At 28.8% G+C, this 26,345-nt stretch carries 29 protein-coding genes and 4 tRNA genes; 4 read left to right on the top strand and 29 right to left on the bottom strand.

What is annotated here, in order from left to right:
• Positions 1–6 precede the first annotated feature (6 nt).
• The 11 genes from O3I44_RS01355 to O3I44_RS01305 form a co-directional block, all read right to left on the bottom strand.
• Positions 7–486: a single-stranded DNA-binding protein gene (locus O3I44_RS01355; RefSeq protein ID WP_303717402.1), complete on the bottom strand. Its 480-nt coding sequence runs from the start codon at positions 484–486 to the stop codon at positions 7–9.
• The gene (rpsF, locus tag O3I44_RS01350) at positions 479–916 is read right to left on the bottom strand and encodes a 30S ribosomal protein S6 (RefSeq protein ID WP_303717401.1); all 438 of its coding nucleotides are present in this window, start codon (positions 914–916) and stop codon (positions 479–481) included. Before rpsF ends, O3I44_RS01355 begins: the two co-directional genes overlap by 8 nt.
• A 93-nt stretch (positions 917–1,009) precedes the next feature.
• Entirely contained in the window at positions 1,010–1,975 is a 966-nt protein-coding gene (locus tag O3I44_RS01345; RefSeq protein WP_303717400.1) for a hypothetical protein, read from the bottom strand.
• 55 nt (positions 1,976–2,030) lie between these two features.
• The gene (yihA, locus tag O3I44_RS01340; protein ID WP_303717399.1) at positions 2,031–2,582 is read right to left on the bottom strand and encodes a ribosome biogenesis GTP-binding protein YihA/YsxC; all 552 of its coding nucleotides are present in this window, start codon (positions 2,580–2,582) and stop codon (positions 2,031–2,033) included.
• Positions 2,583–2,644: 62 nt separating this feature from the next.
• Entirely contained in the window at positions 2,645–3,643 is a 999-nt protein-coding gene (gene gap / locus O3I44_RS01335; RefSeq protein ID WP_303717398.1) for a type I glyceraldehyde-3-phosphate dehydrogenase, read from the bottom strand.
• 86 nt (positions 3,644–3,729) lie between these two features.
• Complete coding sequence (locus O3I44_RS01330) at positions 3,730–4,560, bottom strand: ATP-binding protein (RefSeq protein ID WP_303717397.1); 831 nt, start codon at positions 4,558–4,560, stop codon at positions 3,730–3,732.
• On the bottom strand, positions 4,560–5,453 hold the full coding sequence (locus tag O3I44_RS01325) for a replication initiation and membrane attachment family protein (RefSeq protein WP_303717396.1): 894 nt from the start codon (positions 5,451–5,453) through the stop codon (positions 4,560–4,562). The genes O3I44_RS01330 and O3I44_RS01325 overlap by 1 nt, the downstream gene beginning before the upstream one ends.
• Positions 5,454–5,691: 238 nt before the next feature.
• Positions 5,692–6,606 carry a 5'-3' exonuclease gene (locus tag O3I44_RS01320; RefSeq protein ID WP_303717395.1) on the bottom strand — a complete coding sequence of 305 codons (915 nt, stop codon included), beginning with the start codon at positions 6,604–6,606 and terminating at the stop codon, positions 5,692–5,694.
• Positions 6,599–9,511 (bottom strand): DNA polymerase III subunit alpha, encoded by a 2,913-nt coding sequence (gene dnaE / locus O3I44_RS01315; RefSeq protein ID WP_303717394.1) that lies wholly within the window; start codon positions 9,509–9,511, stop codon positions 6,599–6,601. The genes O3I44_RS01320 and dnaE overlap by 8 nt, the downstream gene beginning before the upstream one ends.
• Before the next feature lie 19 nt (positions 9,512–9,530).
• Positions 9,531–10,673: a tRNA uracil 4-sulfurtransferase ThiI gene (gene thiI / locus O3I44_RS01310; RefSeq protein ID WP_303717393.1), complete on the bottom strand. Its 1,143-nt coding sequence runs from the start codon at positions 10,671–10,673 to the stop codon at positions 9,531–9,533.
• Positions 10,673–12,343, bottom strand: a complete 1,671-nt coding sequence (locus O3I44_RS01305; RefSeq protein ID WP_303717392.1) for a septation ring formation regulator EzrA — start codon at positions 12,341–12,343, stop codon at positions 10,673–10,675. The genes thiI and O3I44_RS01305 overlap by 1 nt, the downstream gene beginning before the upstream one ends.
• Before the next feature lie 182 nt (positions 12,344–12,525).
• On the opposite strand from O3I44_RS01305, the gene rpsD reads away from it, so the two are divergent.
• Together rpsD and O3I44_RS01295 are read left to right on the top strand one after the other, a co-directional pair.
• Positions 12,526–13,125 carry a 30S ribosomal protein S4 gene (gene rpsD / locus O3I44_RS01300; protein ID WP_303717391.1) on the top strand — a complete coding sequence of 200 codons (600 nt, stop codon included), beginning with the start codon at positions 12,526–12,528 and terminating at the stop codon, positions 13,123–13,125.
• Between the two features lie 28 nt (positions 13,126–13,153).
• Positions 13,154–13,948 carry an alpha/beta fold hydrolase gene (locus tag O3I44_RS01295; protein ID WP_303717390.1) on the top strand — a complete coding sequence of 265 codons (795 nt, stop codon included), beginning with the start codon at positions 13,154–13,156 and terminating at the stop codon, positions 13,946–13,948.
• A 25-nt stretch (positions 13,949–13,973) separates the two neighbouring features.
• On the opposite strand, the gene tyrS is transcribed toward O3I44_RS01295, so the two are convergent.
• Genes tyrS through O3I44_RS01275 form a run of 4 tightly spaced genes read right to left on the bottom strand, consistent with a single transcriptional unit; the run spans position 13,974 to position 16,502 of the window.
• Positions 13,974–15,209 (bottom strand): tyrosine--tRNA ligase, encoded by a 1,236-nt coding sequence (gene tyrS / locus O3I44_RS01290; RefSeq protein WP_303717389.1) that lies wholly within the window; start codon positions 15,207–15,209, stop codon positions 13,974–13,976.
• 6 nt (positions 15,210–15,215) lie between these two features.
• Positions 15,216–15,587: a hypothetical protein gene (locus tag O3I44_RS01285; RefSeq protein WP_303717388.1), complete on the bottom strand. Its 372-nt coding sequence runs from the start codon at positions 15,585–15,587 to the stop codon at positions 15,216–15,218.
• Positions 15,587–16,063, bottom strand: coding sequence for a hypothetical protein (locus tag O3I44_RS01280; protein ID WP_303717387.1), 477 nt, complete (start codon positions 16,061–16,063; stop codon positions 15,587–15,589). The genes O3I44_RS01285 and O3I44_RS01280 overlap by 1 nt, the downstream gene beginning before the upstream one ends.
• Before the next feature lie 28 nt (positions 16,064–16,091).
• Positions 16,092–16,502: a hypothetical protein gene (locus tag O3I44_RS01275; RefSeq protein ID WP_303717386.1), complete on the bottom strand. Its 411-nt coding sequence runs from the start codon at positions 16,500–16,502 to the stop codon at positions 16,092–16,094.
• Positions 16,503–16,682: 180 nt separating this feature from the next.
• Between O3I44_RS01275 and O3I44_RS01270 the strand changes: the two genes are divergently transcribed.
• A complete protein-coding gene (locus O3I44_RS01270; RefSeq protein WP_303717385.1) occupies positions 16,683–17,513 on the top strand; it encodes a DegV family protein in 831 nt (276 codons plus the stop codon).
• A 5-nt stretch (positions 17,514–17,518) separates the two neighbouring features.
• Here the strand turns inward: O3I44_RS01270 and O3I44_RS01265 are convergent.
• The 13 genes from O3I44_RS01265 to deoD all read right to left on the bottom strand — a co-directional run bounded on the left by O3I44_RS01265 (position 17,519) and on the right by deoD (position 24,568).
• Positions 17,519–17,594: transfer RNA gene (locus tag O3I44_RS01265), tRNA-Trp, on the bottom strand.
• A gap of 48 nt (positions 17,595–17,642) precedes the next feature.
• On the bottom strand, positions 17,643–17,861 hold the full coding sequence (locus tag O3I44_RS01260) for a phosphopantetheine-binding protein (protein WP_303717384.1): 219 nt from the start codon (positions 17,859–17,861) through the stop codon (positions 17,643–17,645).
• Between the two features lie 7 nt (positions 17,862–17,868).
• The gene (locus O3I44_RS01255) at positions 17,869–18,453 is read right to left on the bottom strand and encodes an MHO_1590 family protein (protein WP_303717383.1); all 585 of its coding nucleotides are present in this window, start codon (positions 18,451–18,453) and stop codon (positions 17,869–17,871) included.
• Between the two features lie 88 nt (positions 18,454–18,541).
• A complete protein-coding gene (locus tag O3I44_RS01250; RefSeq protein WP_303717382.1) occupies positions 18,542–19,678 on the bottom strand; it encodes an MHO_1580 family protein in 1,137 nt (378 codons plus the stop codon).
• A gap of 31 nt (positions 19,679–19,709) precedes the next feature.
• Positions 19,710–20,060 (bottom strand): MG284/MPN403 family protein, encoded by a 351-nt coding sequence (locus O3I44_RS01245; RefSeq protein ID WP_303717381.1) that lies wholly within the window; start codon positions 20,058–20,060, stop codon positions 19,710–19,712.
• 63 nt (positions 20,061–20,123) lie between these two features.
• On the bottom strand, positions 20,124–20,942 hold the full coding sequence (locus tag O3I44_RS01240; protein ID WP_303717380.1) for an HAD-IIB family hydrolase: 819 nt from the start codon (positions 20,940–20,942) through the stop codon (positions 20,124–20,126).
• A 78-nt stretch (positions 20,943–21,020) separates the two neighbouring features.
• Complete coding sequence (locus tag O3I44_RS01235; RefSeq protein WP_303717379.1) at positions 21,021–21,770, bottom strand: glycosyltransferase family 32 protein; 750 nt, start codon at positions 21,768–21,770, stop codon at positions 21,021–21,023.
• Positions 21,771–21,937: 167 nt separating this feature from the next.
• Positions 21,938–22,013 (bottom strand) — tRNA-Phe (locus tag O3I44_RS01230).
• 1 nt (position 22,014) lies between these two features.
• Positions 22,015–22,090, bottom strand: a tRNA-Asp gene (locus O3I44_RS01225).
• Positions 22,091–22,093: 3 nt separating this feature from the next.
• Positions 22,094–22,170: transfer RNA gene (locus O3I44_RS01220), tRNA-Met, on the bottom strand.
• 204 nt (positions 22,171–22,374) lie between these two features.
• A complete protein-coding gene (locus tag O3I44_RS01215; RefSeq protein ID WP_303717378.1) occupies positions 22,375–22,749 on the bottom strand; it encodes a hypothetical protein in 375 nt (124 codons plus the stop codon).
• Between the two features lie 224 nt (positions 22,750–22,973).
• On the bottom strand, positions 22,974–23,480 hold the full coding sequence (locus tag O3I44_RS01210; protein WP_303717377.1) for an adenine phosphoribosyltransferase: 507 nt from the start codon (positions 23,478–23,480) through the stop codon (positions 22,974–22,976).
• Positions 23,481–23,869: 389 nt separating this feature from the next.
• A complete protein-coding gene (gene deoD, locus O3I44_RS01205; protein ID WP_303717376.1) occupies positions 23,870–24,568 on the bottom strand; it encodes a purine-nucleoside phosphorylase in 699 nt (232 codons plus the stop codon).
• A 157-nt stretch (positions 24,569–24,725) separates the two neighbouring features.
• Between deoD and O3I44_RS01200 the strand changes: the two genes are divergently transcribed.
• Entirely contained in the window at positions 24,726–25,634 is a 909-nt protein-coding gene (locus O3I44_RS01200) for a Cof-type HAD-IIB family hydrolase (RefSeq protein WP_303717375.1), read from the top strand.
• On the opposite strand, the gene O3I44_RS01195 is transcribed toward O3I44_RS01200, so the two are convergent.
• On the bottom strand, positions 25,631–26,323 hold the full coding sequence (locus O3I44_RS01195; RefSeq protein WP_303717374.1) for a TrmH family RNA methyltransferase: 693 nt from the start codon (positions 26,321–26,323) through the stop codon (positions 25,631–25,633). The genes O3I44_RS01200 and O3I44_RS01195 overlap by 4 nt on opposite strands.
• Positions 26,324–26,345: the final 22 nt, after the last annotated feature.

Here is a 26,345-nt window from a genome sequence, read left to right as displayed (position 1 = left end):
TGTTTTCTATAAATCAAGTTCTCATGGAACTTCATTTTCCTCTCTCTTTTCTACATTAGATTCTTTTTCAAAATTCATTACTTTAGTGTCTGTTGCTGAAGGGATTTGTTCAGTAAATTTTTCATCGCTAGTCTTAAATTCAGTAACTTTATCTGATCTCCCTATTCTTGCTTTTTGTTGTTCTTTTGATTCAAGACCCTCAATCCTGTCAGCAGTTACTTCATATCTTGTTACATTCATATTTTCATTGTTTTTGTAAGTATTAGATGTAAATCTTCCCTCAACAGAAACTAATGATCCTTTTACCATGTATTTATCTACAAAATCTGCCTGTGATCTTCAAGCAACGATCGGTATAAAATCTGCTTGATTTTCACCAAATGGCCTTGTTACTGCTACTGTGAATCTAGTGTACTTAATATTGGAACTTGTTAAATTTGTTTCTGGATTTCTAACAAACCTTCCTACTAAAAGTATTTTATTCATTAATACCTTTTTCTGTTTTTCCTATTTCAACTACTAGATTGTTTCTAAGTGCTTGTCTGCTTCTGTAACTTGCATCTCTTCTATAATTAGAACCTTTGTTAGATGAAAAATCACCAACTTTTTTAAATACTTTTCTTGGCTTAGCAATTTTATTTGCTTTTTCTTCATCAATGTTAATTGTAAGCTGCCTTCAAACATTTTTTATTAAATTAACTTTCCTTGTAAATTCCTTAATATTTTCTCCACTAGTATTCACATCCATAAGAATATAAGTACCTGTTTTTGAGTTGTTTATTGAGTAAGCAAGTTCTGTTCTATCTAATTTCTCAAACTTCTTTATATCATTTGAGAATGTATCTTTTGCTAATTGTTCTACATTTTTAATATCGTCTTTAGGGTCGATAATTAGCATAATTTCATAATTGGGCATTTCGCCTCCTCTGGTCATTTGGCCTAAATGGCAGGAGCATAAGCTCTAATTTATTATATACAAAAAAACCTATAATAGCACATTTTATCATTATTAAAATAATCCAATTTTCATTAAATATGCATTAATATTTTCTCAAGATGCCATTGATGAAGCATTATTTTTAAAGTAAATTTCAATTTGTGTAATTAATTTTCCTTTTTGGATTGTATTAGTTACTAAAGGTGCGCCATTGTAGACTTTTTTCGGATTTAAAGAAAAATCTATTTTAGTTTTATCTATCTTCAATGTATCGCCAAGTAGAGTCTCAAAGGAATTAGCTAAAATAGGAGAATTTAATATTTTTTTAATTGTTTCAATGTTTTCAGGAATATTTAATTTACTAATTCATTCGTTATTCATTGGTTTTACTTCAATATTCTTAAATATTTCTGAGAATTCTGATTTAAAATCATTGAATTTTAATGTTGCATCAACTAAATAAATAACATGTTTAATATTTTCGTCTAAATTTTTAAATTGTCCAATTGTAATGAAATCAACCATTTTTGATGTAGAATGAGTGAATTTATTCAGACCGGACATTGTGGTTGATAAGGTTGTTGCAAATAATGATGCAGGAATAGTTGAGATAACACCAATTGTCGACCCTAATGTTCTTGTTAAAAGTATAGATTTTTTTGCTTTTTTTGCATCTTTAAGAGATCTTTTTAATGTACTTCTAAACACTCAATAAAATATAAAAGCAAATAAATTAAATACAATAAGTGAAACCAGTGTGATTATGGCACCAATAATTGACTTAGTAATGAATTTGTTTTCAGTTAATATTTTTTTAATGTTAATAATAATTATTTCAAAATTAGTTTTATTAATAAAAATATCATATAAATAATAAACAATTAGAACTCCTGTAACTAATCCCAATATATTCCAAATTAAAAAATATAGTGATGATTTTCAACCAAGAAATCATCCAACTAATCCACCAATTAACAATAAAACCACTAAAATAATTGGTGGTAATCAATCAAATTGGTTATCCGTAATAAAATCCATATGTCTCCTTTAAAATCAATCTAATCATTATTTAACAAACTAATCATATATACTTTTAGAACATGTTAATAATATCTTGTCTAAGTTTTCCAATATTTTTTCCAGTTTTTGATGAAACAGCAATAAAGTTCTTGGTAATCATTTTTAATTTCTTTGAGGTTTTAAAAAATTCCTTCTGATTTGGTTTGTCATGCTTTGTCAAAACAATGCTAAAATCTTTGCTAATGGATTTGAGATATTCAATCATACCATGATCATCATTTGTAGGACCTACTTTTGCATCAATTAAAATAAAAATATGAACCAGCTCTTTTCGTGTTTCAAAATAATTCTGAATCATAATATTCATTTCATTTTTAACCTTTATAGGCATCTTAGCAAATCCGTATCCAGGTAGATCGACAATGGTTTTATTTTCTTCTTGAAAAAAATTAATTAGTTGCGTTCTTCCTGGTGTGTTGGATGTTCTTGCTAATGCTTTTTGTTTCACAATTGCATTAATGAGCGAAGATTTACCAACATTGGAGCGACCAATAAAACAGATTTCCTTGGAGTGACCCATTAGGAAATTTTTGTTATTGGTTGATGATTTGATAAATGTTCACATAAAAAAATTATAAAGAAAAACACTTTAAATAAAGTGTTTTTATCAAGCGATAATTATATTCACTATAGGTTAATAAAATGTTTGAAAGTTCTTACATATTGAGATACATATGAACTTTCATTATCAAATCAAGTTACAACTTTAAAAAGTTTCTTACCATCAACTGTAATTTCATTTGTCATTAGTGAATCAAAGATTGAGCCATGTGTATTGCCAACAATATCAGAAGATACAATCGGATCAACTTCATATTCAAATGATGAAGAAGCAGCGCTTTTCATTGCTTCATTAATTGTTTTTACACTAGCATTTTTATCTTTTAATTCCACAGTTAAGTCAACTATTGATCCAGTTATTACCGGAACTCTAATTGCAATAGCACTAAGTTTTCCAACTAATTCAGGCAAAACCTTCCCAATAGCAACAGCTGCGCCTGTAGTAGTAGGAATAATATTTTGAGCACCAGCTCTTGTTCTTCTTAAGTCTCTATGAGGTGCATCTTGAATTTTTTGGTCTCCAGTGTAAGCATGAACTACAGTCATAAATCCTTTTTCAATTCCAAATATATTTTCTAATACATTCGCAACTAGTGCTAAAGCATTTGTTGTACATGATGCAGCAGAAATAATTTGATCATCGGCAGTTAATGTGCCCTCGTTAACCGAGAAAACAATTGTTTTAATATCAGCACTACTTGAAGGTGCTGAAATAACAACTTTTTTAGCTCCTGCTTGTAGATGTTTACTTGCATCATTCTTAGTTTTATATATTCCTGTTGCCTCAACAACAGCTTCAACTTCAAGAGCTTTTCAAGGCAACATGGTTGCATCTCTTTCAGCAATAACTTTAATTGCTACTCCATTAACAACTAGTGAATCTGCTGTATATTCAACAGTGCCATTGAATCTGCCTTGTGATGTATCATACTTTAATAGATGAGCTAATGTTTTAGTATCTGTTAGATCATTAATAGCGACAATTTTTAAGTTCTTATCTTCGATTAATTGTCTAAAAACTAATCTACCAATTCTTCCAAATCCGTTGATTGCGATTTTTTTCATTTTTTCCTTTCGCTTTTGTGTGTAATTTTTGCGCGCAGTTTCGTCTGCTTTTCTATTATATACATTTTATATATATTAATAAATATTTATCTAAGGTTTTTGCCAGTTAAATGAATTTCGGTACAAAGGGCCTTGATTCGCTCAATTAATCTCTTAGATTTATCATAATCTCTATATTTTGAATTTGCTGTTTTAGCCTCAATTTGTTCCAAGTTTTTTATTGAATAATTAGATGTAAAAAAGGTTGTATTATGTCTCTCCATTCTATAATTTAAAATGTTAAAAAGTATCTCATCTCTAAATCAAGAAGAAATTGATTCGGCCCCTATGTCGTCAATAAATAAATATTCAACATTCTTGAGATCATTTACAATCACTCCATAAGTTTCTGGTCCACTAAAAGTAGACTTAATTTTTGTGGAAAGCTCCGAAAGATTAACCATCCCAACTTTCTTGCCCATTTTTGCTAACTTAATGAGAAACTTTTTAGCAATAAATGTTTTCCCAATGCCCATATTACCATATATATAAAGACCTTTTTTATATGTATTATCAGCATTTAAAAATGGCAAAAATTTGTTAACCAATTCTTTCCTAGAATCCTCCTTAAAAAATTCATTATCAGAATAGTCAAATGCATTAATCCCAAAGGTAATTATATTTTGTATGAATAAATTATTTTCTCCTGCTGCTGAAAGCACCTCTTGACGCATTACTTTTCCGGTTTTAGAAATATAAAAAGTTGTAACATAATCATCATTTTTATCTTGATTTTTCATATCAATTAAAATAGGAATAGCTTCAATAATCTGCTCTTTGGTTAATCCGTTTTTAGAAACTTCTTTCATGATGCGATCATCTTGCAATAATTCTTTAATAATTTTTTCATAATCCATTTTTTTATTTGAAATATTCATTATAGTTCACCCAACGAATCAAACAGATCATCTCATTCTAATATTTCACCACTTGATTCAGTAATTTGTTTATCCTCATCAGAATTAGCTGTTATTTTTGAATGAATAGCCGCTAATAACTCATCTTTTATTTCCTGATGAGTAATTTTATCCTTTTTAAATAAGTCATTTGCTATCACTAAAATATGATTAGCCACTATTTTGCCATTAACATTGAATGAATAATTTATGATTTCATTAATAGACGATTCTGATAATCCGATATTTTGCATATGCAAAATGTTTGCAACCAACGAGTGAGGAGATTTTCGTTTTGTTAAAAAATAAGCAAATTGTGATGGGGGTAAACCTATTATTGCATCACTCACTGATTCAATTGTAGGAGAAATCATTTCGTCAGTTATTAGTTGTTTTTTCTTTTCAATATCATCTATTTCAAATAAATCTTGAAACTTAACTGAAACCTCATAAAACTCCTCTTTATTAAGAATTCTATTTTTCATAAGGTACTGGACCCTTTCAAATGACTCATCACCTATCACTTTAATGCAATTATTAAACAATAATTTATTTTTCTTAAAATTAGCAACAGATATAGGGCTATTGATTGTTATTATTTGATGTTTGTTATCTGCTTTTTCATATGTTCTGATAAGCCCTACTGCTTCAAGCTTTCTTCTTGCTTGAACAACTTCAACTTCATTGATTCCCAATGTGTTTTGGATATCTTTAAACGAAAAAAAAGATATGCCATTTTGAGAGAAATTGTTGTAATCAATCAATAATTGATATAAACTAACGGCATGGATGCCTATAACGGGGGAATATAAATTTCTTAGAATTATAAGGTTATTGTCATCCATATTTGTTTTTAACTCTGTAGAAAACTTCATAATCACTCCTTTTTTACAATGTGCACAAAATAATTTTATTCTTAATAAATCAATATATTTTAAAAAAGATTTTTTTAGTTATTTTTTCTATATTTTCTCATATACTAATCAACATTTTTTTATAATAAAACCCATTGATAATGGGTCTAATTCATAATATAACAAGTTATCAACATCAATAAAAAAATGCAATTAAGTGGTTGTTATTTTTTGCTAATTTAGCACACTAATTTATAGACTAAAATATGAGCTTTTCAAAATTATCTTCCATATTAGTGGGAAGCATTTTCTCATATTTAGAAACTAATGATTTTATTTCCAAATCATTAAAAAAATTAACCAATGATAGACTAGATTTTTCTTCAAACATTAAATCATCCAACACAAAAGGCACGTCAACATCAAATACAAGTGTTGCTAACTCCTTGCATAAAAACGAGTTTTCTTTTGATGCAATTAACTTATCCTTAATACCCTGCGTAAAATCGTCGATATGCTCATAAACAGATTCAATTGTTTTATACTTGTTAATCAGTTTTAAAGCACCTTTCTCACCGATGCCTTTAACACCCGATAAATTATCAGAAGCATCCCCCACAATAGCTTTCATATGGATAACTTGGTTTGGAAGATACCCATTAATACATTCAAAATTATCCATATCCAGGACAATGTCCTCTTTTACCCCGTTTTGCGGTAAAATAACTTTTACATTTTCCTTGACAAGCTGATACAAATCACGATCAGATGAAACAACAAGGATACTATCGTTATCTGGTAGTTTTACTGATAATGTTCCGATAATATCGTCCGCTTCTATTTGATCCATTTCAAAATGCTTAATATTCATTATATTGAGCATCTCTTTAACAACGGGGAATTGTTTTATTAATTCATGAGGAGTGCTTTTTCTTCCACCTTTATATGACTCTAATTTATCATGTCTAAAAGTTTTTTTTCCCGAATCAAAAGCGATAAACAAATGTGAAGGGTCATAATTTCTTAACAATTTGCTAATCATACGATTAAAAACTGATATAGCATTAACTGGGAACCCTTTAGAATTTGTTAAAATACCAGCCGGCCCATAAGCTGAACCAAAATACGCTCGATACATCAAGGAGTTACCATCAATTAACATTATTTTATTCATTTATGACCTTTCATGGTTTCACTAATATAAAGTTCTCTTTATTATTATATTCATTTTTCTTAATAAGGGCAGTAACAATGACATTGGTTGATTGATTTTCGATGAATTTATAAACATCATTAAATGCTTTAACCTCAATACAAGAAGATGAATCAGATAAGGTTATTCAAGCCATATCCTTATCATTAGAATCTTTGAAAGCTCTCTTTTTTTCATATAAAACAACAACTTCTGCAGTTTTATTTAATTCTAAATTTATCAATTTATTACTGAACTCTTTATCACTTGTAATAAATTTGGAAAACTGGAACCCAAAATATTTAATTTCGTTTTTAATATCCACACTTATATTGTTATCTACTTCAACGAGTAGTGGTTGTGGGAGAATGTTACTGTCAATATATTTAATACCATTTTTTTCTGTTGTAATCATAGATGAATATCTGAGAGCTGAAGGCAATCCATCAATTAAAGTTTGGAAATTCCCAAATTCTCTTAATGCTCCGGCTGCAATAAGTGAAGATAATTGTTCTTCGCCAATTCCTTTTATTTTTAATCTAGAAACAAAATCAAAAAAATCTGTAAATTGTCCATTTGTATTCCGTTCTTCGATCAATGCATTATTTTTAGATTTTCCAAATCCTTTTATTAAATTTAGTGGCAAAATAATTTTATTATTTTCGGAGTAAGCATCGATCTTTGAATCGTTAATTGAAGGTGCAACAATGACAATTCCTTTAGCTCTTGCGCCATTTATATACTTGCTTATTTGCTCACTTGATCCAGTACTTATCTTAATTAAAGAGATATAAAAGGATTCAGGAAACCATGCTTTTAGATAAGCCATCCGATATGCTAGTATTCCATATGCAACAGCGTGAGATTTATTGAATCCATAATTAGAAAATTTTTCAATCATTAAATATATTTTCTTAGCCTTCTCATTATCATACCCATTTTTTATTGCACCATCTATAAATTTTGTTTTAAGGGAATCAATAACACTAATTTTCTTTTTACTAATAGCTCTTCGCAAAATGTCTGCTTCACCTCTTGTCATATTTGAAACAACTTTAGCTATTTCCATAATTTGCTCTTGATAGATGATAATTCCATATGTTGACTTAAGAATTGCATCATATTCCGGGGAAATCTTTTGGATTTTTCTCCGACCATCTTTTAAATCTTTATAAAGAGGAATATACTCCATTGGGCCAGGTCTAAATAACGAAATAATAGCAACAATATCATTGAAAGAAGAAACATTAACTTCTTTTAAAGTTTTTTTCATTCCATATGATTCTAATTGAAAAATGCCGTCAGTGTTGCCAGATGATAATAATTTATTTGTTTTTTTATCATTCAAAGGAATTTTAAGCAGATTAACATTTTTTTTAACCTTTTGAAATATTTGATGTTTTATTTCATTAATAATTGTTAAATTTCTTAACCCTAATAAATCAAATTTTATGAGTCCATTAGCTTCCAATTGATTCATTGTAAATTGAGCTTGATTATGTCCCTCGGCATTTAAAACTGTTGGTACTTTTTCTTCAATTTTGCCATTAGAAACAATAACCCCAGCAGCGTGTGTTCCTCTTTGTCTGATTGAGCCCTCTATTAATTTGGCATCATAAAAAATATTTCTGAATGTTTCATTTTTTTCAATGGCAGCTTTAAATCTACTTGAATTGCTATAAGCTAAATCTAAGGTTTTATTTGCTCCAACTAACTTAGATAGCGCATTAACATCCCTCGTTGGAAGTTTGTAAATTCTACCAATATCTCTTAATGCAGTTTTAGCGCCAATGACAGAAAATGTTGAAATTAATGAAACACTATCTTTTCCATATTTTTCAAATAAATAATTAACCACTTCTTCTCTTTTATTATCTTGGATATCAATGTCAATATCAGGTAACGACACACGATCAACATTAAGGAATCTTTCAAAAATTAAATTATATTGAATCGGGTCTACCTCAGTAACCCCCAGCAAATAAACAACAAGCGATCCTGCTGCAGAACCCCTGCCTGGACCAATTGAAATATTTTGAGATTTAGCTCACCTCACTAAGTCTCAGATAATTAAGAAATAATCTACAAATCCTAATTCACAGATAACTTTATATTCCATTTCTATTCTTTTGAGATATGTTTCTTTATTTTCCTTGCTACCTAAATGCAGTTTTGCTGACTCTTCAATAATGTTGCTTAAAAATTTCTCCTTTGTGATATTACCTTCTACTTTAAATGAAGGAAAGGGGTTTGGATTCATAGGAAATTCCAAAACACAATTTTTAATTATTAATGCTGCTTGCTGTACTCTAATGTCACTTTCTGGCATTTTTAATAAATTATAATCACCCGAAACAGATTGAATGTCTAGGGAATCTTTAATAGCATTTAAAAGACCAAGTTTTCTTGCACCTGTTTTATTAATATATTTTGTGGATTGCATAAAAACAGAATTAGGAAGTTTGTCTGTTGTGGTCCCAATAAAATAATCATTAATTTCTAATTCTCTGCCTGTTTTTTTAAAATATCCGTAATCAGGGTGATCAATTATAAATAGATTATAAAATTCAATTTCCTTAACAAAAATTTCTTGTTTGTTCATTTTTTTGGATGATAGCCTCAGCAATTCCTTATATCCATTATAATTTTTAGCTAGTAAAACTAATCTAAAATCCTCTACATCTAGCTCTAAACCTATAACTGGGTGAATATCGTTTTTCTTACACTCTGTATAAAATTCGAATGCTCCATACATTACATTATGATCAGTTAAAACAAGCGATGACATTTTATTTTCTAATGCATAAGAAATCAAATCAGAAATTCTAACTGATGAATCAAGTAATGTATATTCAGAATTTAAATGCAAGGACGGGGTTCTACTCATAATATAATTATAGATAAAACTATGACAACTTGAAGTGTTTTGTTTCCAAAAGATTTTCTATGTTTTTATTCTCTAATTCAATTAAATCACTAATTTCAGATTCTAATTTTTTCGCAACAGATAAAGCTGGTTTTATAACCGGAGCTTTTGGTGCAAACATCTCACATGTTTCATCAGATTCTCCAATTGATAAACTATATGTTCCCACTTTAATGGCCTTGTTAATTGTTTCAATTTTATCGGAAGTTAAAATGGGTCTGTAAACAGGTATTGTCATAACTTCTTGAATAACACTCATTGATTCAAGTGTTTGCGATGCAACTTGCCCTAAATTTTCTCCGTTAGAAATTCCTTGATAATTCTTGTTAAAGGCAATGGCTGCTCCGATTCTATAAAAAGATCTTCTCATTAAAGTAATCTTATAAGCAGGATTTGAAATAGCTGCTAGTTTATACATAAGATTTGTATATGTTGATCTATAAAGGATGGCACTTCCTTGATATTTTATCAAAAGATTAATAATATTATTCACTTTATCAACTGTTCGTTTATCTGTGTGAGGCGGAGTAATGAAATTTAAAAAATCAACATGTATTCCTCTTTTCATCATTTCGAGTGCAGCAATTGGTGAATCTATTCCGCCAGACATCATATGTAAAACCTTCCCATTAATGCCTGTAGGGTAACCACCGAGTCCACTAAATCTTTTAACAAAAACATAGGAAAAATCATCTCTTATCTCTATTTCAACTTTTAATTCCGGATTTTTAACATCTACCTTCATATCCGTATTTTCTAAAATAAAGCCACCAATTTCACCACTGAAGTCCATTGATGATTTTCCAAAACCTTTTCAATGTCTTTTAGTGATTACTTTAAATGTCTTTTTATTAGAAGGCTTAATTAGCGTCAGAATACATTTTTTTATTTTTGTGATATCTGTGTCAACTTTAACAACGGGAGAAAATGATTGCAGCCCAAAAATATAATTGAGTTTTTTCAGGGCGTCATCAGAATACTTCAAAAACATCCTGTCATAAAGAACATCAGGTTCATCACAAATAAGTGCTTTGATGTTTTTTTCTAAATGCCTAACAAAAGTCATCTTGTTCTTTCCTTTTGTTGACAATTCACCAAATCTTAATAGTATATTTGTATACATTACTCCTCCTCCATCATTGAAATTAAGATATTTAATGCAGAAGCATATTTACCTTGTAAATATTTTCTTTCAGCACTTTCAACAGTAATATTAACCGAACTATCAATAGATCTTCTTGAAGATAACTTATAAATTAAATCCTTTATTAGTTTTGCCATCATACTCTTAGCATTCACAATTTTATAGTAATTAGCCCCTCTTTCTAAAAAAATGTTAACTATTCTTGTTTGCTTATCATTAATAATTTTAAAATCTATGAACTTAGATATTTCCATCAGTTGGTTATCAATAAAATTCAGTTTATTTTTTTCATCATCAGATGTAATTATTTTTTCATTTTTAATTTCTGCTTCTAATTTTTCGATGGCATTCACCATCCTTATATATTTGTTTTTAATCATTAAGTTGTTATTTTTATGCTCTCAAATTAAGGAAGAAGTTTCGTTGATCTTTGTAATAAAAATGTTTAATTCTTTTAATATGATCTTCATCCTTGCTAATTTAGATGAGAAAGGTATATCCATATTTTTTACTAAATTTAAAAAATCTAAACTTTTAACATCAATTTGTTTAGATTCATTTTTAAGGTCAATAAACGTTTCTTTTAGTTCCTGCACAAGTAGATCCTTACTCATATTTTTTAAATCATATTTAACCACAATATATAAAGTGAATGACTCTTTAATGGAATCAACCACCATTTTATAATTTTGGATAAAAATATTTCTAGATTGAATCTCAATATTAATCATTCTTTCCATCATTTTTAATGATTTTAAAATTTGTTTAATTGATGCAACAGTATTTTTAATAGAACCATTTGTAAATCTTTTTTTAGCAGTCAAATATTTATTCTTAATTTCTTCAACTGATTTAAGAAAATTAAGATTCTTAAAATCGGTTTTTAATTCTGATTTTTTATGCTTATAAATAGCAAGTAAGTCTTTTGTTTTTTCAGGAATTGTCTTAGATAAGTATGTTTGAACAGATGGTGCCTTGTCAATAATTATGGCTATTTTTAAAATGTATTCTTTGAAAATGTTAATTTGTTCATAAATTTTTGTTGCATCACCTTTTTCAAGAAAATCAGAAAATACTTTTTGAATATCCTCTGTTTTATCTAAGAGTTTATCTGTGTACGGAACGATATCCTTCATAAACAATTTTTTTATTTTATATACATCAATAATTTTTCTTAAATTTGATTGAAGATGGATAAACTCTGATCTTACAAATTCATCTTGTTGAACAATTCTTTTGGAATCAATATCAAATTGATTTTCGATTAATGAAACTGATTTTGTATATTCACGTATCTTTACAGCACTTTCGTTAAATTCTTTCTTATTAATGTTTTTATAATTTACTGAAAGATCTGATAATAATGTTCTTGCTGATTTTAGTTTTTCATCTATCTCATCATATTTTTTTGTCAATCTTTTAAATAACTTAGAAAAATTATCATCATTTTGAGATATTGTATTCACTCGAGTTAAAGTAGCACTCATCTTATCAAGAGGATTAATGCTAATAGACTCGCCCAATTTCTGAATTTGAATTCTTTTATATTTGCTGATATGGGTTTTTTTAATCAAAAAAATAAAAATACATATAATTAAAATAGTAATTACAATTAAAACCAACAAAATTATTAGAAGATTGTTTTTCATGTATTTATTATATAAATAATACTCAAATAATGTTAAAATACATTAGCATAAATACAGCTGCATAATATTGGTTGATTAATTTATCTATGCAAAGATTACTAGTAAGCTTGCTGAATGCTGAAAATATTTGAGATAAATTACCAACCATAGAATTATGCCCTCTATGCAAAAAGGAGGAAATGATGGCAAGATATACTGGACCAACATTCAAAAAGTCAAGAAGATATGGTTTCTCAATTTTAGAAACTAGAAAAGAGTTTGCAAAAGGTAAACAAAGAGAATACGCACCTGGTCAACATGGACAAAGAAGAGTTAAGTTGTCTGACTATGGACTACATTTACATGAAAAACAAAAACTTAGATACATGTACGGAATGAATGAAAAACAATTTAAATCAACAATGGCTAAAGCAACTAAACAAAAAGGTGTTGCTGGTCTAAACTTCTTAATTCTATTAGAATCAAGATTGGACAATGTTGTCTACAGATTAGGATTCGCTTCTACAAGGAGACAATCTAGACAATTAGTAAATCACAATCATTTCACATTAAATGGCAAAAAAGCTAATATACCTTCAATGCATGTTAATATGTATGATATAGTTGAGCTAAAAGAAAAATCAAGAAAAAATGTTCAAATTACTGAGTCATTAAAAGAAAAAACAACAGCGTCTTGAATGACAAGAAATGGATTCAAAGGAAATATTGATAGAGATCCACAAAGAAATGAACTAAATAGTGAAATAAAGGAATCATTGATTGTTGAATATTATAGTAAATAGCTTTTCTATTTTTCTTTATAATTTGTCCATGAAACAAATTAAAATAAATAACACATGAATAAAATACTTAGAGAAAGACAACAACTCAAAAATAACACTTTTGTGTATTCATGGTTATGACTCATCATCAGATACCTTTGATCAACTATATGATATTGAAAATAATTTTAATATAATTTCAATCAACATTCCAGGGAATAAATATTCAAAACATGTTGATATGAATATGGAAGAAATTACAGATTTATTTAATAAATTTATCAAGAAAATAAAAACTAAAATAATATTAGTTGGTCATTCCTTTGGTGGTGCTGTAATTGTATCTCTTAAAAACACTAGGAGAATAAAAGGTTATGTTTTTGTTGCTTCATTAACACCATCTTTACTTAATTCCAGGATTCATTCTTCACTCATTACAATGGCAAATAAAAATATACCCAAGACAATAATGGGAAAAATGGCCACAACTCATGCTAAGAAATTTGGTTATGATGCTGAATTTGCCCTTAGTTTCATTACCCTCACAAAGGGATTTGAAACAATAAGAAATGAGTGTTTAATTAACAAAAACTATATCCGTAATATTTTGAGTGAAAAGTTTCAATCTGTTAACAAACCCATATATTCAATGATAGGAGCAAAAGATCTTGTTATCCCAAGAAAACAATATAAAGAGTATTTTCAAAATAGTTTTAATGTGGATACTAAGTTAATCCCTGGAGCCAAACATAATCCAATGAAACAACAGCCCGATCACGTAAATGACTATCTAAATAGCTTATTTGATTTTAAGAAAAGAAAAAGAAAAATGACAAGCATGTAAATGTTTATGCATAAAATCATATTTATTAATTTGTAAATTCAAGAAAAAAGAATTTATTTTTGCCACGCTTAAGGATGCTTGCCTTGCCATTAAATAGGCTTCCAGGTTGCACCAACATATTTTCATCAATAATTTTTTCGCCATTAAGTTCAACTGCGTTTTGATTTATGAACTCTTTGGCTTCTCTTTTTGATAATGAAGCTCCAGATGATATCAACACATCTATAATCTTCGCATTCTTAGCAACTGTAGAGTGGGGTATCAATGACTTTATGGTACTCATATTATTAATTTTTAAATCATTAACATCCGCTTGACCAAATAAAATATTTGTTATTTTAAGACAAGATTGAAATTCTTCTTCACCATGAAGATCAACTATTATTTGACATGCCAATTCTTTTTGAGCATGCCTTAACTTCTTATTCTTGTTGTGTTCATTAACTATATTGTCCACCTTGTCAATTGGATAATCAGTTAAATATAATAGCATTCGTTTTACATCCGAATCAGAAATATTTAATAAATATTGATATATTTCAAAAGGTGATGTCATATTTTTGTCAAGAAACAAAGCGTTACCAGCAGATTTTCCAAATTTTTCGCCAGTATAAGTAGTTAATAATTTTGTTGTTATTCCAACTGCATTCATAGCTTCTCCATGACTCTTTCTAATTACCTCTACACCACTTGTGATATTTCCTCATTGATCAGAGCCTCCAACCTGCATTTTTACATTATGTTGTTCAAATAAACATTTAAAATCCCAAGCTTGTATCAACTGATAAGAAAATTCCGTGAAAGAAATGCCATTAGCAAGTCTTGACTTAACACTATCCTTGCTGGTCATATAATTTATATTTAGTAATTTCCCAACATCACGTAAAAAATGAAGAGCGGACATATCTTTATAAAAATCCAAGTTATCAATTATGTTAAATTCAAAATACTCTAATTGTTTTCTTATTGCATTTTTATTCTCCAAGAGAATTCTATTGTCTAATAGGTTTCTTTCTGTTAATTTACCAGATGGATCCCCAATCATTCCAGTCGCTCCACCTAAAACGGCAAACGGCTTAAAACCGGCTTTTTCAAATTTTTTTAAAATGGTTATCTGCATATAATTTCCCAAATGAAGTGATTTAGCAGTAGGATCAAATCCGATATAAATACCATCACCAAATGAAAGTTTATTAAATTTTTCTTCATTTGTTATGTTATCAAACATTTTTCTATTTTTTAATTCATCAATAATATTCATAGTGCTCTATTTCTTTACCAATGCTTTTTGCTGATTTCTTTTGGCTCTATCAATGACATTTGATGTGTCATTAAGTTTTGCAGATGCCACCTTGATAGCTTTTTTGGATGTTTCAAAAGCTTTTTCAAGATCTAAATTAATTAGCGACAATTTAATTTCGCTAACAATTTTTTCAATATTTGCTCTAATTTCATCAGATTTTATTTCTTTTGAACCTTCTAACATACTATTAACTTCATTTAACAACTCTCTAACAACCGGAAGTAAAACAGACTTCTTTTTTTGAAGTGATTTTCTTGCGTTCTTGCCTTCTTCTGATGTTAAATAGATACCAGCCACAGCAGCAACACCCATTAAAATTATTGTTTTAATTCCCATTATTTACCATCCTTTTTATTCACTTTTTTTATTGATGCTTTAAAAGCAACGCTATTTTTTATATCAACACTTTTTTTAACTTTAATTGAATCAGATGAATCATTGTTTGATGCTGCCATAGCGTCTTGGTTTACAACTTCCTCTTTTTTCTTTTCTTTTCCAATTGCCAATTCTAAAATTCTATTTCCTATTTTATAAATATCATCCTTATTTCTTGCGATAATTTTTGCTGCTGATTTCATATTTTTCTTGGAAATAACTTCAAAAGCATCAACATAATTAGAAACCTTACCAACAGTCTTGACAGTCGATGAAAGAGACTCTGATTTATATGTAAGGTCTTCGACTAAGTAGTCCACTTTTTTCATTGTAATAGTTCTTCTTCTATAAGCTGCAATTATATAAAAAATTGCAACAATTGACAACGAAACCGCAATTATTGATACTATTACTAATGTCATTATCAATTGTTCCATTTATACCTCTTTTAAATATTATACTTTATTAAAATATATATGGTGTCCCGTTTTTTAGATCAGTTATGATTTTCTCATCTTTTTTTCTAAGACCAAAAGTTTCATTGCTGCATAACATCCCTTCGGATATAATTCCCATAATTTTTGAATTAAGGATGGTAGTTTTGTTTGCTAATGTTGCACCTAAATAAGTCACCACAATATTCAAACATACAGCAACATTATTGGCATTTTTGACAATTTGTAATTTTCTGTCTGTTTCAACATTTAAGGTAAATAATTTATTGGATTTTTCATTAATCTTTATTTCTTTTATTTTTCAAACAACAAAAGAAATGAAATCGATAATGGACCCGCTTAACTCCCTAATTGTTGTTACGATTCACCACCGGGCGTGAGCACAATTATTTAAAGTAATATATTTGCTTGTGTTAAGCAAATTATACCCAGAAACTGTTTCCCATGTCTTAGTTCAATCAAATCACCATTTGTTCAAAATGTTCTTAACAAATCATTATTTGCTAATGTTATAAATAAAAAGTTATTTAAATTATTTTATTTGAAAATGCTATCTATGAAATATAATAATTATATATAATATATGTGAAATTAGGTGCATATGAAATTAGGAATAATAGTTGATTCATCTTGTGGTCTTACTAAAGACCAAGTAGAAAAAAGAGGTTGAATATTCATGCCACTTTCCCTTACTATAGATGGAAAAGAGTACATAGATGGAGTAGATATAGAACCAGAAACATTTTATTCTAAAATAACTCCTGAATCGAAAGTTAAAACTGCATGTACGTCGCCAGGAATAATTACAAAAATATTGAAAGATCATGTTAAGAAATATGATCATATTATTGTTTATGCTATTTCAATAAATCTTTCATCACAAACAAGTAATATTTCGATGGCTGCAAAGGATTTTAAAAATGTTGATGTGATTCAGTCAAAAGGTGTTGGAAACATGATCGTGAAAAATTGTGAAGAAATAGAAAAACACGCTAATAATGGCGCGAAAATTGATGAACTTTTGGCACTAGGGGAGAAAATGAGTAATAATCTTCATGGCCTTGTTGTTCCGCAATATATGGATTGACTAGTATCTGGGGGGCGTATTTCTCCAGCTGCAGCAAAAATGGCAGGAATGCTCAAAATAATTCCTATCATTGAACTTAAAGATGGAAAATTAGATAAATACGGTAAAGGAAGATCTTTCAGAAAAACTTTAAAAAAATCAGCTCAAGCGCTTTTAAAAGAAGATGGCCGTGATGAAAATGTTGAATGACTTATTTATAATGCAAGAAACGAAGAAATTGATTCAATTAAGCTTGATATTGAAAAGATAGTCGGTAGGAAAATCAATGTTTATTCATTTCCTCCTATTGTTGGTGTTCATGTCGGCAAAGGCGCTGTTGCCATAGTAACCTACAAAAATTTATAAAAAAATGGCAGGGGTGAAAGGACTCGAACCCTCGACACACGGGGTTGAAGCCCGTTGTTCTACCAGCTGAACTACACCCCTACGGTAGTTGCTAATACATTATATAAAAAAATACGTTTTAAACGTATTTTATTTTACTTCTTTAAAAACTTTTAATATGTCTTTGACTTTCTTGATAGATTCTAAATCTTCATCTGAAACACTTAAATTTAATTCTTCTTCCGCTTCGGTTACTAATTCAACCAAATCCAATGAATCAATTCCTATTTCATAAACATCTGATTCATCATCAAATTTTTGTTTTGTTAATGATGATAATTTCTTATATATTAATTTTTTTATTTTCATTTAATTATTATACTATATCTAATGTAAAATGATATGTTTTAGAATATATCCTTTCTTCTGGTTTTGGTGTTACTCAACTAAATTTAATATCAAGAATAGATGAAGAAACTCTTTCAAAACCTCATTTTAATACTCCTTGAGTTATGTTCATTTCTGTGACTACTTTTTTTATTACAGCAGCAATAAATTTGTCAGTAAACAAAGATTCTGCTCCGGATTTCGAGATAATGATGTACTTATAGAAATCATATCCGCTTAATACAGGAAATACCTGGAATAAATCGTCATTTTTAGTTTTCTTTTTTTTATCATAATTTTTTTTAGCTGATTTTTTTAAATCTTCAATATTTTTAAAATTATTCATATCAGGAATATTTACTATCTCGGTATTTTTTTCGCTTGGAATCACATCTACATCATTATTATTTGGATCAATTTTTCTAATTTCTATATTAGTCCATGGATATTTTCCAGTATATTTAGCATCATTTATTTCATCATTTGAATCATCACCATTATTGTTTCCAATATTATTATCAACTGTTTGGTCTTTGTTTATTTGTGTTTGAGGTTCAATAATATCAGAGCGCATGTATTTTTGAGTTAATGTAAGGGTCAAAAATGTTAAAGAGGTAAAAACTAAAAGTGTTAGAATCACTCATATCGAAATCTTTATAAATTTATGCATCATAATAAGATATCCTTGCAATTCCTTCTAATGTCAGGTTGTTGTTTCTGATGGCATCTATTCCATTTTGTTTTAATATAAATAGCTTTTGATCATCTTTTACTGTTTCTTCAACCTGTAATTTCACCATTCCGTCACTTGGATCTAATATAGGTTGATCAATTGTCTTTGACAAGCTAATTGTCAATCCTTTGAACGTGCAATTTAAATTTATTTTCAAATTTCTTGTGTAATTACCCCTAAATGAAAATGGAACTTGTTCACCATATAAAGCATTTTGCTCATTTCCAACAATTGTTTTACCTATTTCATAGTCATAATAACTTTTATCAATGATCGTTGTTTTACCAATCAGATTAGCTCTCTTGCCATTTGCAGGCATAATACTATCATTTCCACCATATGAAAAAATAGTTCTCATACTTGATTTACCCAACCCAGTTGAGGTAATTTCCTCTGCCTTAATTAGTTGATCATGTGTAGTTTCAATATCTTCATCATTGGACATATAAATAAGAAATGGGGTTGTGTTGGTACTCATCCTATTTAATTCTGTCGGCACAAGATAAGTGTGATTATATGTATAACTTACATCAACATCGTCAACATCGATAGGATTAAAATTATTTGATTTTGTGTATTTATATTTATTGTGTTTTTGCAAAATAATTGTTTTAATTGTTTTAAAATGGATGATCTTGTCAAATGTTGAATTAATATGTTTTGGCACTTCCAAAAATTGAGGATTAAAAATATATCTTGATAAGATAAAGTTATTTTGTGGGTCAACTAGCGTTCCTCCGATGTTGAATCCCAGTGTCATTGTTCCAACATCATACAATTTAGGATTATTAAATACCGTCCTATGGACTTTGATATAAGGGCCATTCGATGGGTTTCTACCAATCTCTCTTAGGTCAAATGACTCTTGTCCTGATTTATTAAGACCCATATTTGCAAATGGGTAAAAATTATCATAGCCGACTCCAAACTTTTCGTATTCAATATTAAAAGAATCTGCATTAAGGTTCCTCACAATTTTAATCTTTCCATGACTCAATGGGTCATGAGCATTATTTCATCTATTGAGCGATGGGGAATGAAAAATACCTTTAGCAGTATTATTCATTTTCTCTTCAATTACTATTTCGTTTGAGTAATTAAGCATAAAGTAAAAACAAAAACATATTTATGGATTTGTGTTTAAGTTTGTAATAAGCTGTTGTTGAAAAATATTCAAGATATCAAAATTTGTCATTTTTATTTATAAAATCATTCTTTATTAATTGAGATTGCTCTGGTTCTAATAAAGAAAATATCGTTTCAAATATTGATATTGATTTGATGTTTTCCAAACTATTCAATTTGACAGAATCACTAAGTTTCATTGTTAAACTTTTGTCCAAAATTACTTTTGAAGATTCTTGTAATTTTCTAAACATTAGACATGCTTCTGATACTAAAAACTTTTTTTCTGCAAATGGAATATTTTTAATTATTTCTAAATTCATTTTCCCTCCTATATCTATATGTATTAAAATAGGAAAAGTTTTTCAAAAAAATTATAAAACAATTTACAATTTTTCCAATTCAACAGCAACACCATCATCATCATTGTTAAATTCCGTTACATTTTTAGCAAATGTTTTTACTTTGGTTGAGGAGTTAATCATAGCAATACCAAGATCGGCATTAATAAGCATATCTCTATCTGATCATCCATTTCCAAATGTTATGACATAATCCAATTTATCAATTGCCTTAATTTCTTTAATAGCTTCCCATTTGTTACATATTTTGGGTTTAACAGTAATGGTTGTAAAATCATGTTCAGTATATCAATACTGAAAATCTTTTGATTTGTATTTCATAGCTAATTTTTTAACAAGCATTAATTTATCATCTTCTTCTAAAAATGCCACATCTATGTATGCACCAAAAATAGCTGAATGAAGTAACTCTTGTTCATCATGTGATTGGTCATACTCCTGAATTATTTTATCATTGTTATCAATCAATCTTAATGATTCATTATTCTTTTTCATATAAACCCATAATTTGGAGATAGTTTCAATAGTTCAATTTTTAATTAATGGTGCTAAATCTTTATTTTTTAAGATCTTCTTAAAATAGCCGTAATCAAGCGTCATAATACGATAAGCCTTGTAAGGACTAGGATTAATGATAACTTGTCCTTGTGAGGCAATTATAGGGGTCTTTAGGTTAAGCTCCTTGTGATAGACAGTTGTTATTTCAAATGACTTACCAGTTGTTAGATAAACTCGATAGCCTTTATTGATTACTTTTTGAATAGCATTAAAGTTTCTCTTTGAGATTTTGTTGTTTTTATTTAATAATGTTCCATCTAAATCTATAAATATACCTTTGTTCATAATTATATTATAGTTGGATATGAAGATCGTTAGCTTTAAAATTTTATTTTGATTATAAATATTTTGAAACCATATTTGTTAATATGGTTTTTCTTTTTTTTCTATTATTAACTGGGTTATATATTTTCTTCTATCAGAAACATATTTAATCATTTTATTTTTAACTTCAGGATCCCGATAACTACTTTGTTTATAATAATAAAATTTTGATGATTTAGGATAAGCATTTTTATTTTTTCAATTCATGTGGTGTTTATGAATAGCAACACTTTCTGCATCAATATCAACTTGCAAAAATTTTTCATCCAAAATGATATAGTTGTTCTTAATAAATGTATCTCAATTATCAGGTCACGCCATTTTTTCTCTAAGTACAAAAGCAAGAATATCCGCTGAAATAATTTTTGGTTGATTTTTTATGATTCATTCATTTTCATATATTTCCAAATACCTTTTAAAAATTGGGTCGTTGGCCTTGCCTCCAAAAGTAGATGCAGTTAAGTTGATTGCAAGCAAACGCGAAAAAACACCATCATATTTTACATAAGGATTAAGTGTTTTTTTAAGTTCAACATCAACATCAAGGTAAAAACCACCATGTTTGTTTACAACATAGACTCGCATGTAGTCAGAAATAAATGCTCAATTCTTTCTTTGATAATGATATTTAGTAAAAGGATACTTATCAATATCTAAGTTCTGTTCATTTCAAAACATAAATTTCCATTCTGATCCTAAAACTTTTTTTCATTGTGCAACATATCCTTTAACTGTCTCATTCATCGGCGTGTCTCCGACCCATATATAGTGAATTATTTTATTTATCATTTTTAGCTCCTAGTAATGAATATTATATTCTTAATGTTATAAGGGCGTTGTCTGCAATTCATATAATTTTACTATCTTCATGATATTATGGAAATAAAATCACAATAAAAAATACCCTGAGGGCATTTATGCTTCGTGTGTTAATTTAATAGTCATCTTAGATGATATGGTGGCTCAGGCAGGAATCGAACCAGCGACACACGGAGCTTCAATCCGTTGCTCTACCGACTGAGCTACAGAGCCATGGCGGTCCAGACGGGAATTGAACCCGCGATCTCCTCCGTGACAGGGAGGCGTGTTAACCGCTTCACTACTGGACCCATTGGTTGCGGGAGCCAGATTTGAACTGACGACCTTCGGGTTATGAGCCCGACGAGCTACCGAACTGCTCCATCCCGCGATATGTGTAATTGCTAAATAATTATATACTATTTAATATTTACTCAGTTGATAATTATCTCAACGTGCACAGAATTATTTAGTAGAAATTTTTGCTTTTAAACATTTTAGAGAAATTATGCTTAATCCTCTAAATAAGTTTAATTCAAAAAGTTTTTATCAAATAATGATAAATTTATTTTAACATTTTAATGACTATCTTGAACTAATAAACAAGGTTTTTCAATATACTTGCAATACCCACTGAGCCCGTTTCTGCAGTAGGAATTTTATAAGATGGCTTCAGTTCCCTTGTATGTAACACAATATCAGAATGAGGTTCATATATTTCAGAAAAGTTAACTCCTCCCTCTTCCAGATCAGTCGTTATTTCTCATTGATTATATCTTGCAACATTTAGCATAATCACCTTATGTCCAACCTCTTTAGAAAATGCTCTCCCGTGTTTCATTGTTTTGGCAATTTGTGTTGCTTGAACACCTTCAATTGCATTTGTAAGTTGATCCCTGAAACATCTCTGATATGAATCAAGAAATTTTTCATCTTGCCCATATTTTCATTTTGGATTTTTGTAAATCAAACTTCTCAAGTTTCATGGTTAATGTTTAATTCATCATCATTAAAGATAAAATATATTTATTTACTTCCTTCATTGTTTTGTGTTGAATTATATTTCAGTTGATCTTAATTCTTTTACCTACCAAGTTTTGTACAAATTGGGTATATAAATATGCAACATTATTATTTGCCCAAAAATTGTGGAATATAGCAAAACTCACTAAAAATTAGTAACAGTTCTTTTTTCTAATATTTTAAAATTGTCTTGAATTCAACTCCATCTAATTTATCTTTTCCTTTAAGATCAACTAATTCTATAAGCACAATAATTCTAATAACTTCTGCACCCATTTTCCTTAACAAATCAACTAATGCCTTTGTAGTCCCGCCTGTTGCCATAAGGTCATCAACAATGACGACTTTTTGTCCATGCTTAATCATTCCTTTTTGAATTTCTAGTGTATTTGATCCATATTCTAAATCATATGTTTGTTTAATAACTTCACCTGGCAGTTTATTTGGCTTTCTAGCCATAACAAATGGTTTATGCAAACGTGCAGCAACAGGAGTTCCAAAAATAAAACCTCTTGCATCTGGGCCGACTATCACATCAGCATCGGCACAGTGATTTGCAATTAAATCCACTGTTTCCGAAAGTGCTTCCCCATCAGCTAGTAATGGTGATATATCCCTAAATAAAACACCCTTGATTGGAAAGTCATGAAAATTTCTTATATATTTTTTTAGATCCATGTTAATATTTCCTGCTCTCTTTAAATTTTGTTACATAAATATTTGTCGGAATAGAAGTTAATATCGCCATAACAGATAAAGGCAAGACAATATATAATTCTAAGTCATATGTAAATAATAATAATACAAATACAATTGATATCGGAATATTAAACAGCAATGAATTAATATGGAGTATTTTAAATACCACAACTAAAAATGTCAACCCAAGTGAATAAATAATAAATAGACTAGCACACAAAGCGACTCACTTATATTCACTAAATGTAACAAGTTGAAACACAAAAAATCTTAATATTATAAAAGGAACAGCAAGAAATACCATTGCGAATAATGTGTTTGCTCAACTATTATTTTTCATACTTATATATTATAAAGAAAAAAACAACTTATGCTAGCTTTAATGCAATTTTCATCATGTCTTTAAATGCTGTCTGTCTTTCTTCTGTTGTTGTTTCTTTTTTTGTTATCAGATTGTCTGAAATAGTTAATAAGCATGCTGCATTTTTATTTAGTTTTTTTGCATTTGTAAATAATGCTGCTGATTCCATTTCAACACAAATAGCTCCAGTTTCTCTAATTATGTCTTCAAGCGGTTTTGAGTTATAAAATACATCTGAAGAATGAACTCTTCCCTCAATTAATTTAATATTTAATTTAGCTGCTATTGCCTTAATTTTTTCATTTAACTCTTCAGAAGGCATTTCAACATGCTTTTCTTCCAACAATACTAATTTTGAAAAAGCTGTTGAATCTGAATAAGAAGATGTCACTAAAATAGTATCATATAATTTTAATTCGTCTGTGTATGCTCCAGCAGAACCAATTCTAATAATATTATCTACATCATAGAATTTAAATAATTCATATGAATAAATCCCGATTGATGGTTGACCCATTCCAGAGCCAGCAACAGTTATTTCTTTGCCATTATATTTTCCAGTGTACATAAACATATTTCTAACTTCGTTAACTTTTTTAACATCCGTTAAGAATGTCTTGGCAATGTATTTTGCTCTTAATGGATCTCCAGGCATAAGAACTGTTTTGGCTATTTCGCCTTTTTTTGCTTGAATATGTGGTGTCATATTTCTCCTTTATACAGGTTAAATTAACAGGGAACCCAATATTAAAAACTGTTATGAAAATTATACTAAAAAATAATTATAAAAAACTTGATAAATTATTTTTAATAAAATAACAAAATATTTAAAAGACAATATAATTAATAAACAAGGAGTAAAAATGAAAAAATATTTATTTGTTATAGATCTAGATGGAACTGTCTTAGCAGACTCGAGTACATCAAAAATTCATAAGGACACAATTGAAGCAATCAATAAAGCAAAAAAAGAGGGTCACATAGTTTGTATTGCAACAGGTAGACCATGAAGGTCAAGTAAAAAAGCGTATGAGAAATTAGGATTTAATACTATTATTGCAAATTACAATGGTGCACACATTCATAATCCTACTGACTATGATTTTATTCCGGTTACTTCATACATGAACCTTAATGATGTTATGTATATCCTAGGAGACAAAGAAATTAAAAATGTTATGACAAATACAGCCATTGAAGGCCCGGGATGGGTGATGCTTGATAAAAGAGATAAGAGTTTAGAAAGAGTTTTTGGATATGATAAAGCTGTTAAACTTAAAATAGGTTTAGATGTCCACAGACTACCACTTAGACCAACTGGTGTAGTGTTTGACACCAAAAAAGGTGTTAATATTCTCAAATTAAAAGATTATTTACAAAGAAAATATGGAGATTTAGTAGAATTTTCTTCTTGGTCTAAAGGCGAAGGATTAACGCCCGTATTTGATATGACAAACTTAGGAGTTACAAAAGCAAAAGCTATTTCATTGATGGCTCGTTACTATGGAATTAGTATTCATAATACTATTTCAATTGGTGATGGATACAATGATGTTCCTATGTTTGAATCAACAGAATATTCAGTTGCCATGGCAAACTCATCTGAAGATATTAAAGAAATTGCTACATATGCCACAACAAAGACAAACAAACAAGGCGGTGTAGGAGAATTTATAAATAAATTTCTTAAAGATCCAGAATTTAGAAAAGAATTACGAAAAATTAGAAGAGTACAAAAGCATATAAAAGATAATACAACAGTGTCCCATTAGTTACTTTTTTTGTATTGATTTAGTAGTATTGCTCCAGCAGAAGCAACATTTAGAGATTCAAAATCAATCGGAATATAAACTTTATCAGTTAAGAATTTTTGGATTTTTTTTTCAACCCCTTGACTTTCATTACCAAGAATCAAAATAAATTTACTTTGTAATTTAATGTCATCATATATTTGAGCATCTTTATCTAGCATTGCTCCAATAACTTGGTAATCACTTAAAAACGGAACAACATCCCTTGTTTGAATAACATTAATACCAAAAATAGCTCCTTGAGAAGATCTTAATGTTTTAGGAGAATAAACATCTACTCCTTGTACAATTACATCAGTAAAACCAAAAGCTTTTGCACTCCTAATTAATGTTCCAACATTTCCAGGATCTTGAACATTGTTTAACACAAGCACTCTTTTACCAAGTGGGTTATGCTTAGGCATCTTCACAATTCCAATAACTGGCTGAGGGGAAACAGAATCTGTTAATTTTTCAAAGATAAATGGGGCAACTAATGTTCCATTTATTTTTTCATTTGTAGTTATAACATCGATTACTTTAGCATTTTTTTGTGCTTCTTCGAGCATGTTGAATCCCTCAACTATGAAAAGTTTGTATTCTCGACGATATTTTTTCTTAAGTAACTTTTGATATTGTTTTATTTTTGGATTTGCCATTGAAGTAATCATATACTTATTATAAAAGAAAATA

Origin of the sequence: Candidatus Mycoplasma mahonii (assembly GCF_030550815.1) — a bacterium.
Lineage (GTDB): Bacteria > Bacillota_I > Bacilli_A > Mycoplasmatales > Metamycoplasmataceae > Mycoplasma_O > Mycoplasma_O mahonii.
The sequence above is the reverse complement of the archived record's forward strand: the minus strand, read 5'-3'. Positions and strand labels throughout refer to the sequence as shown.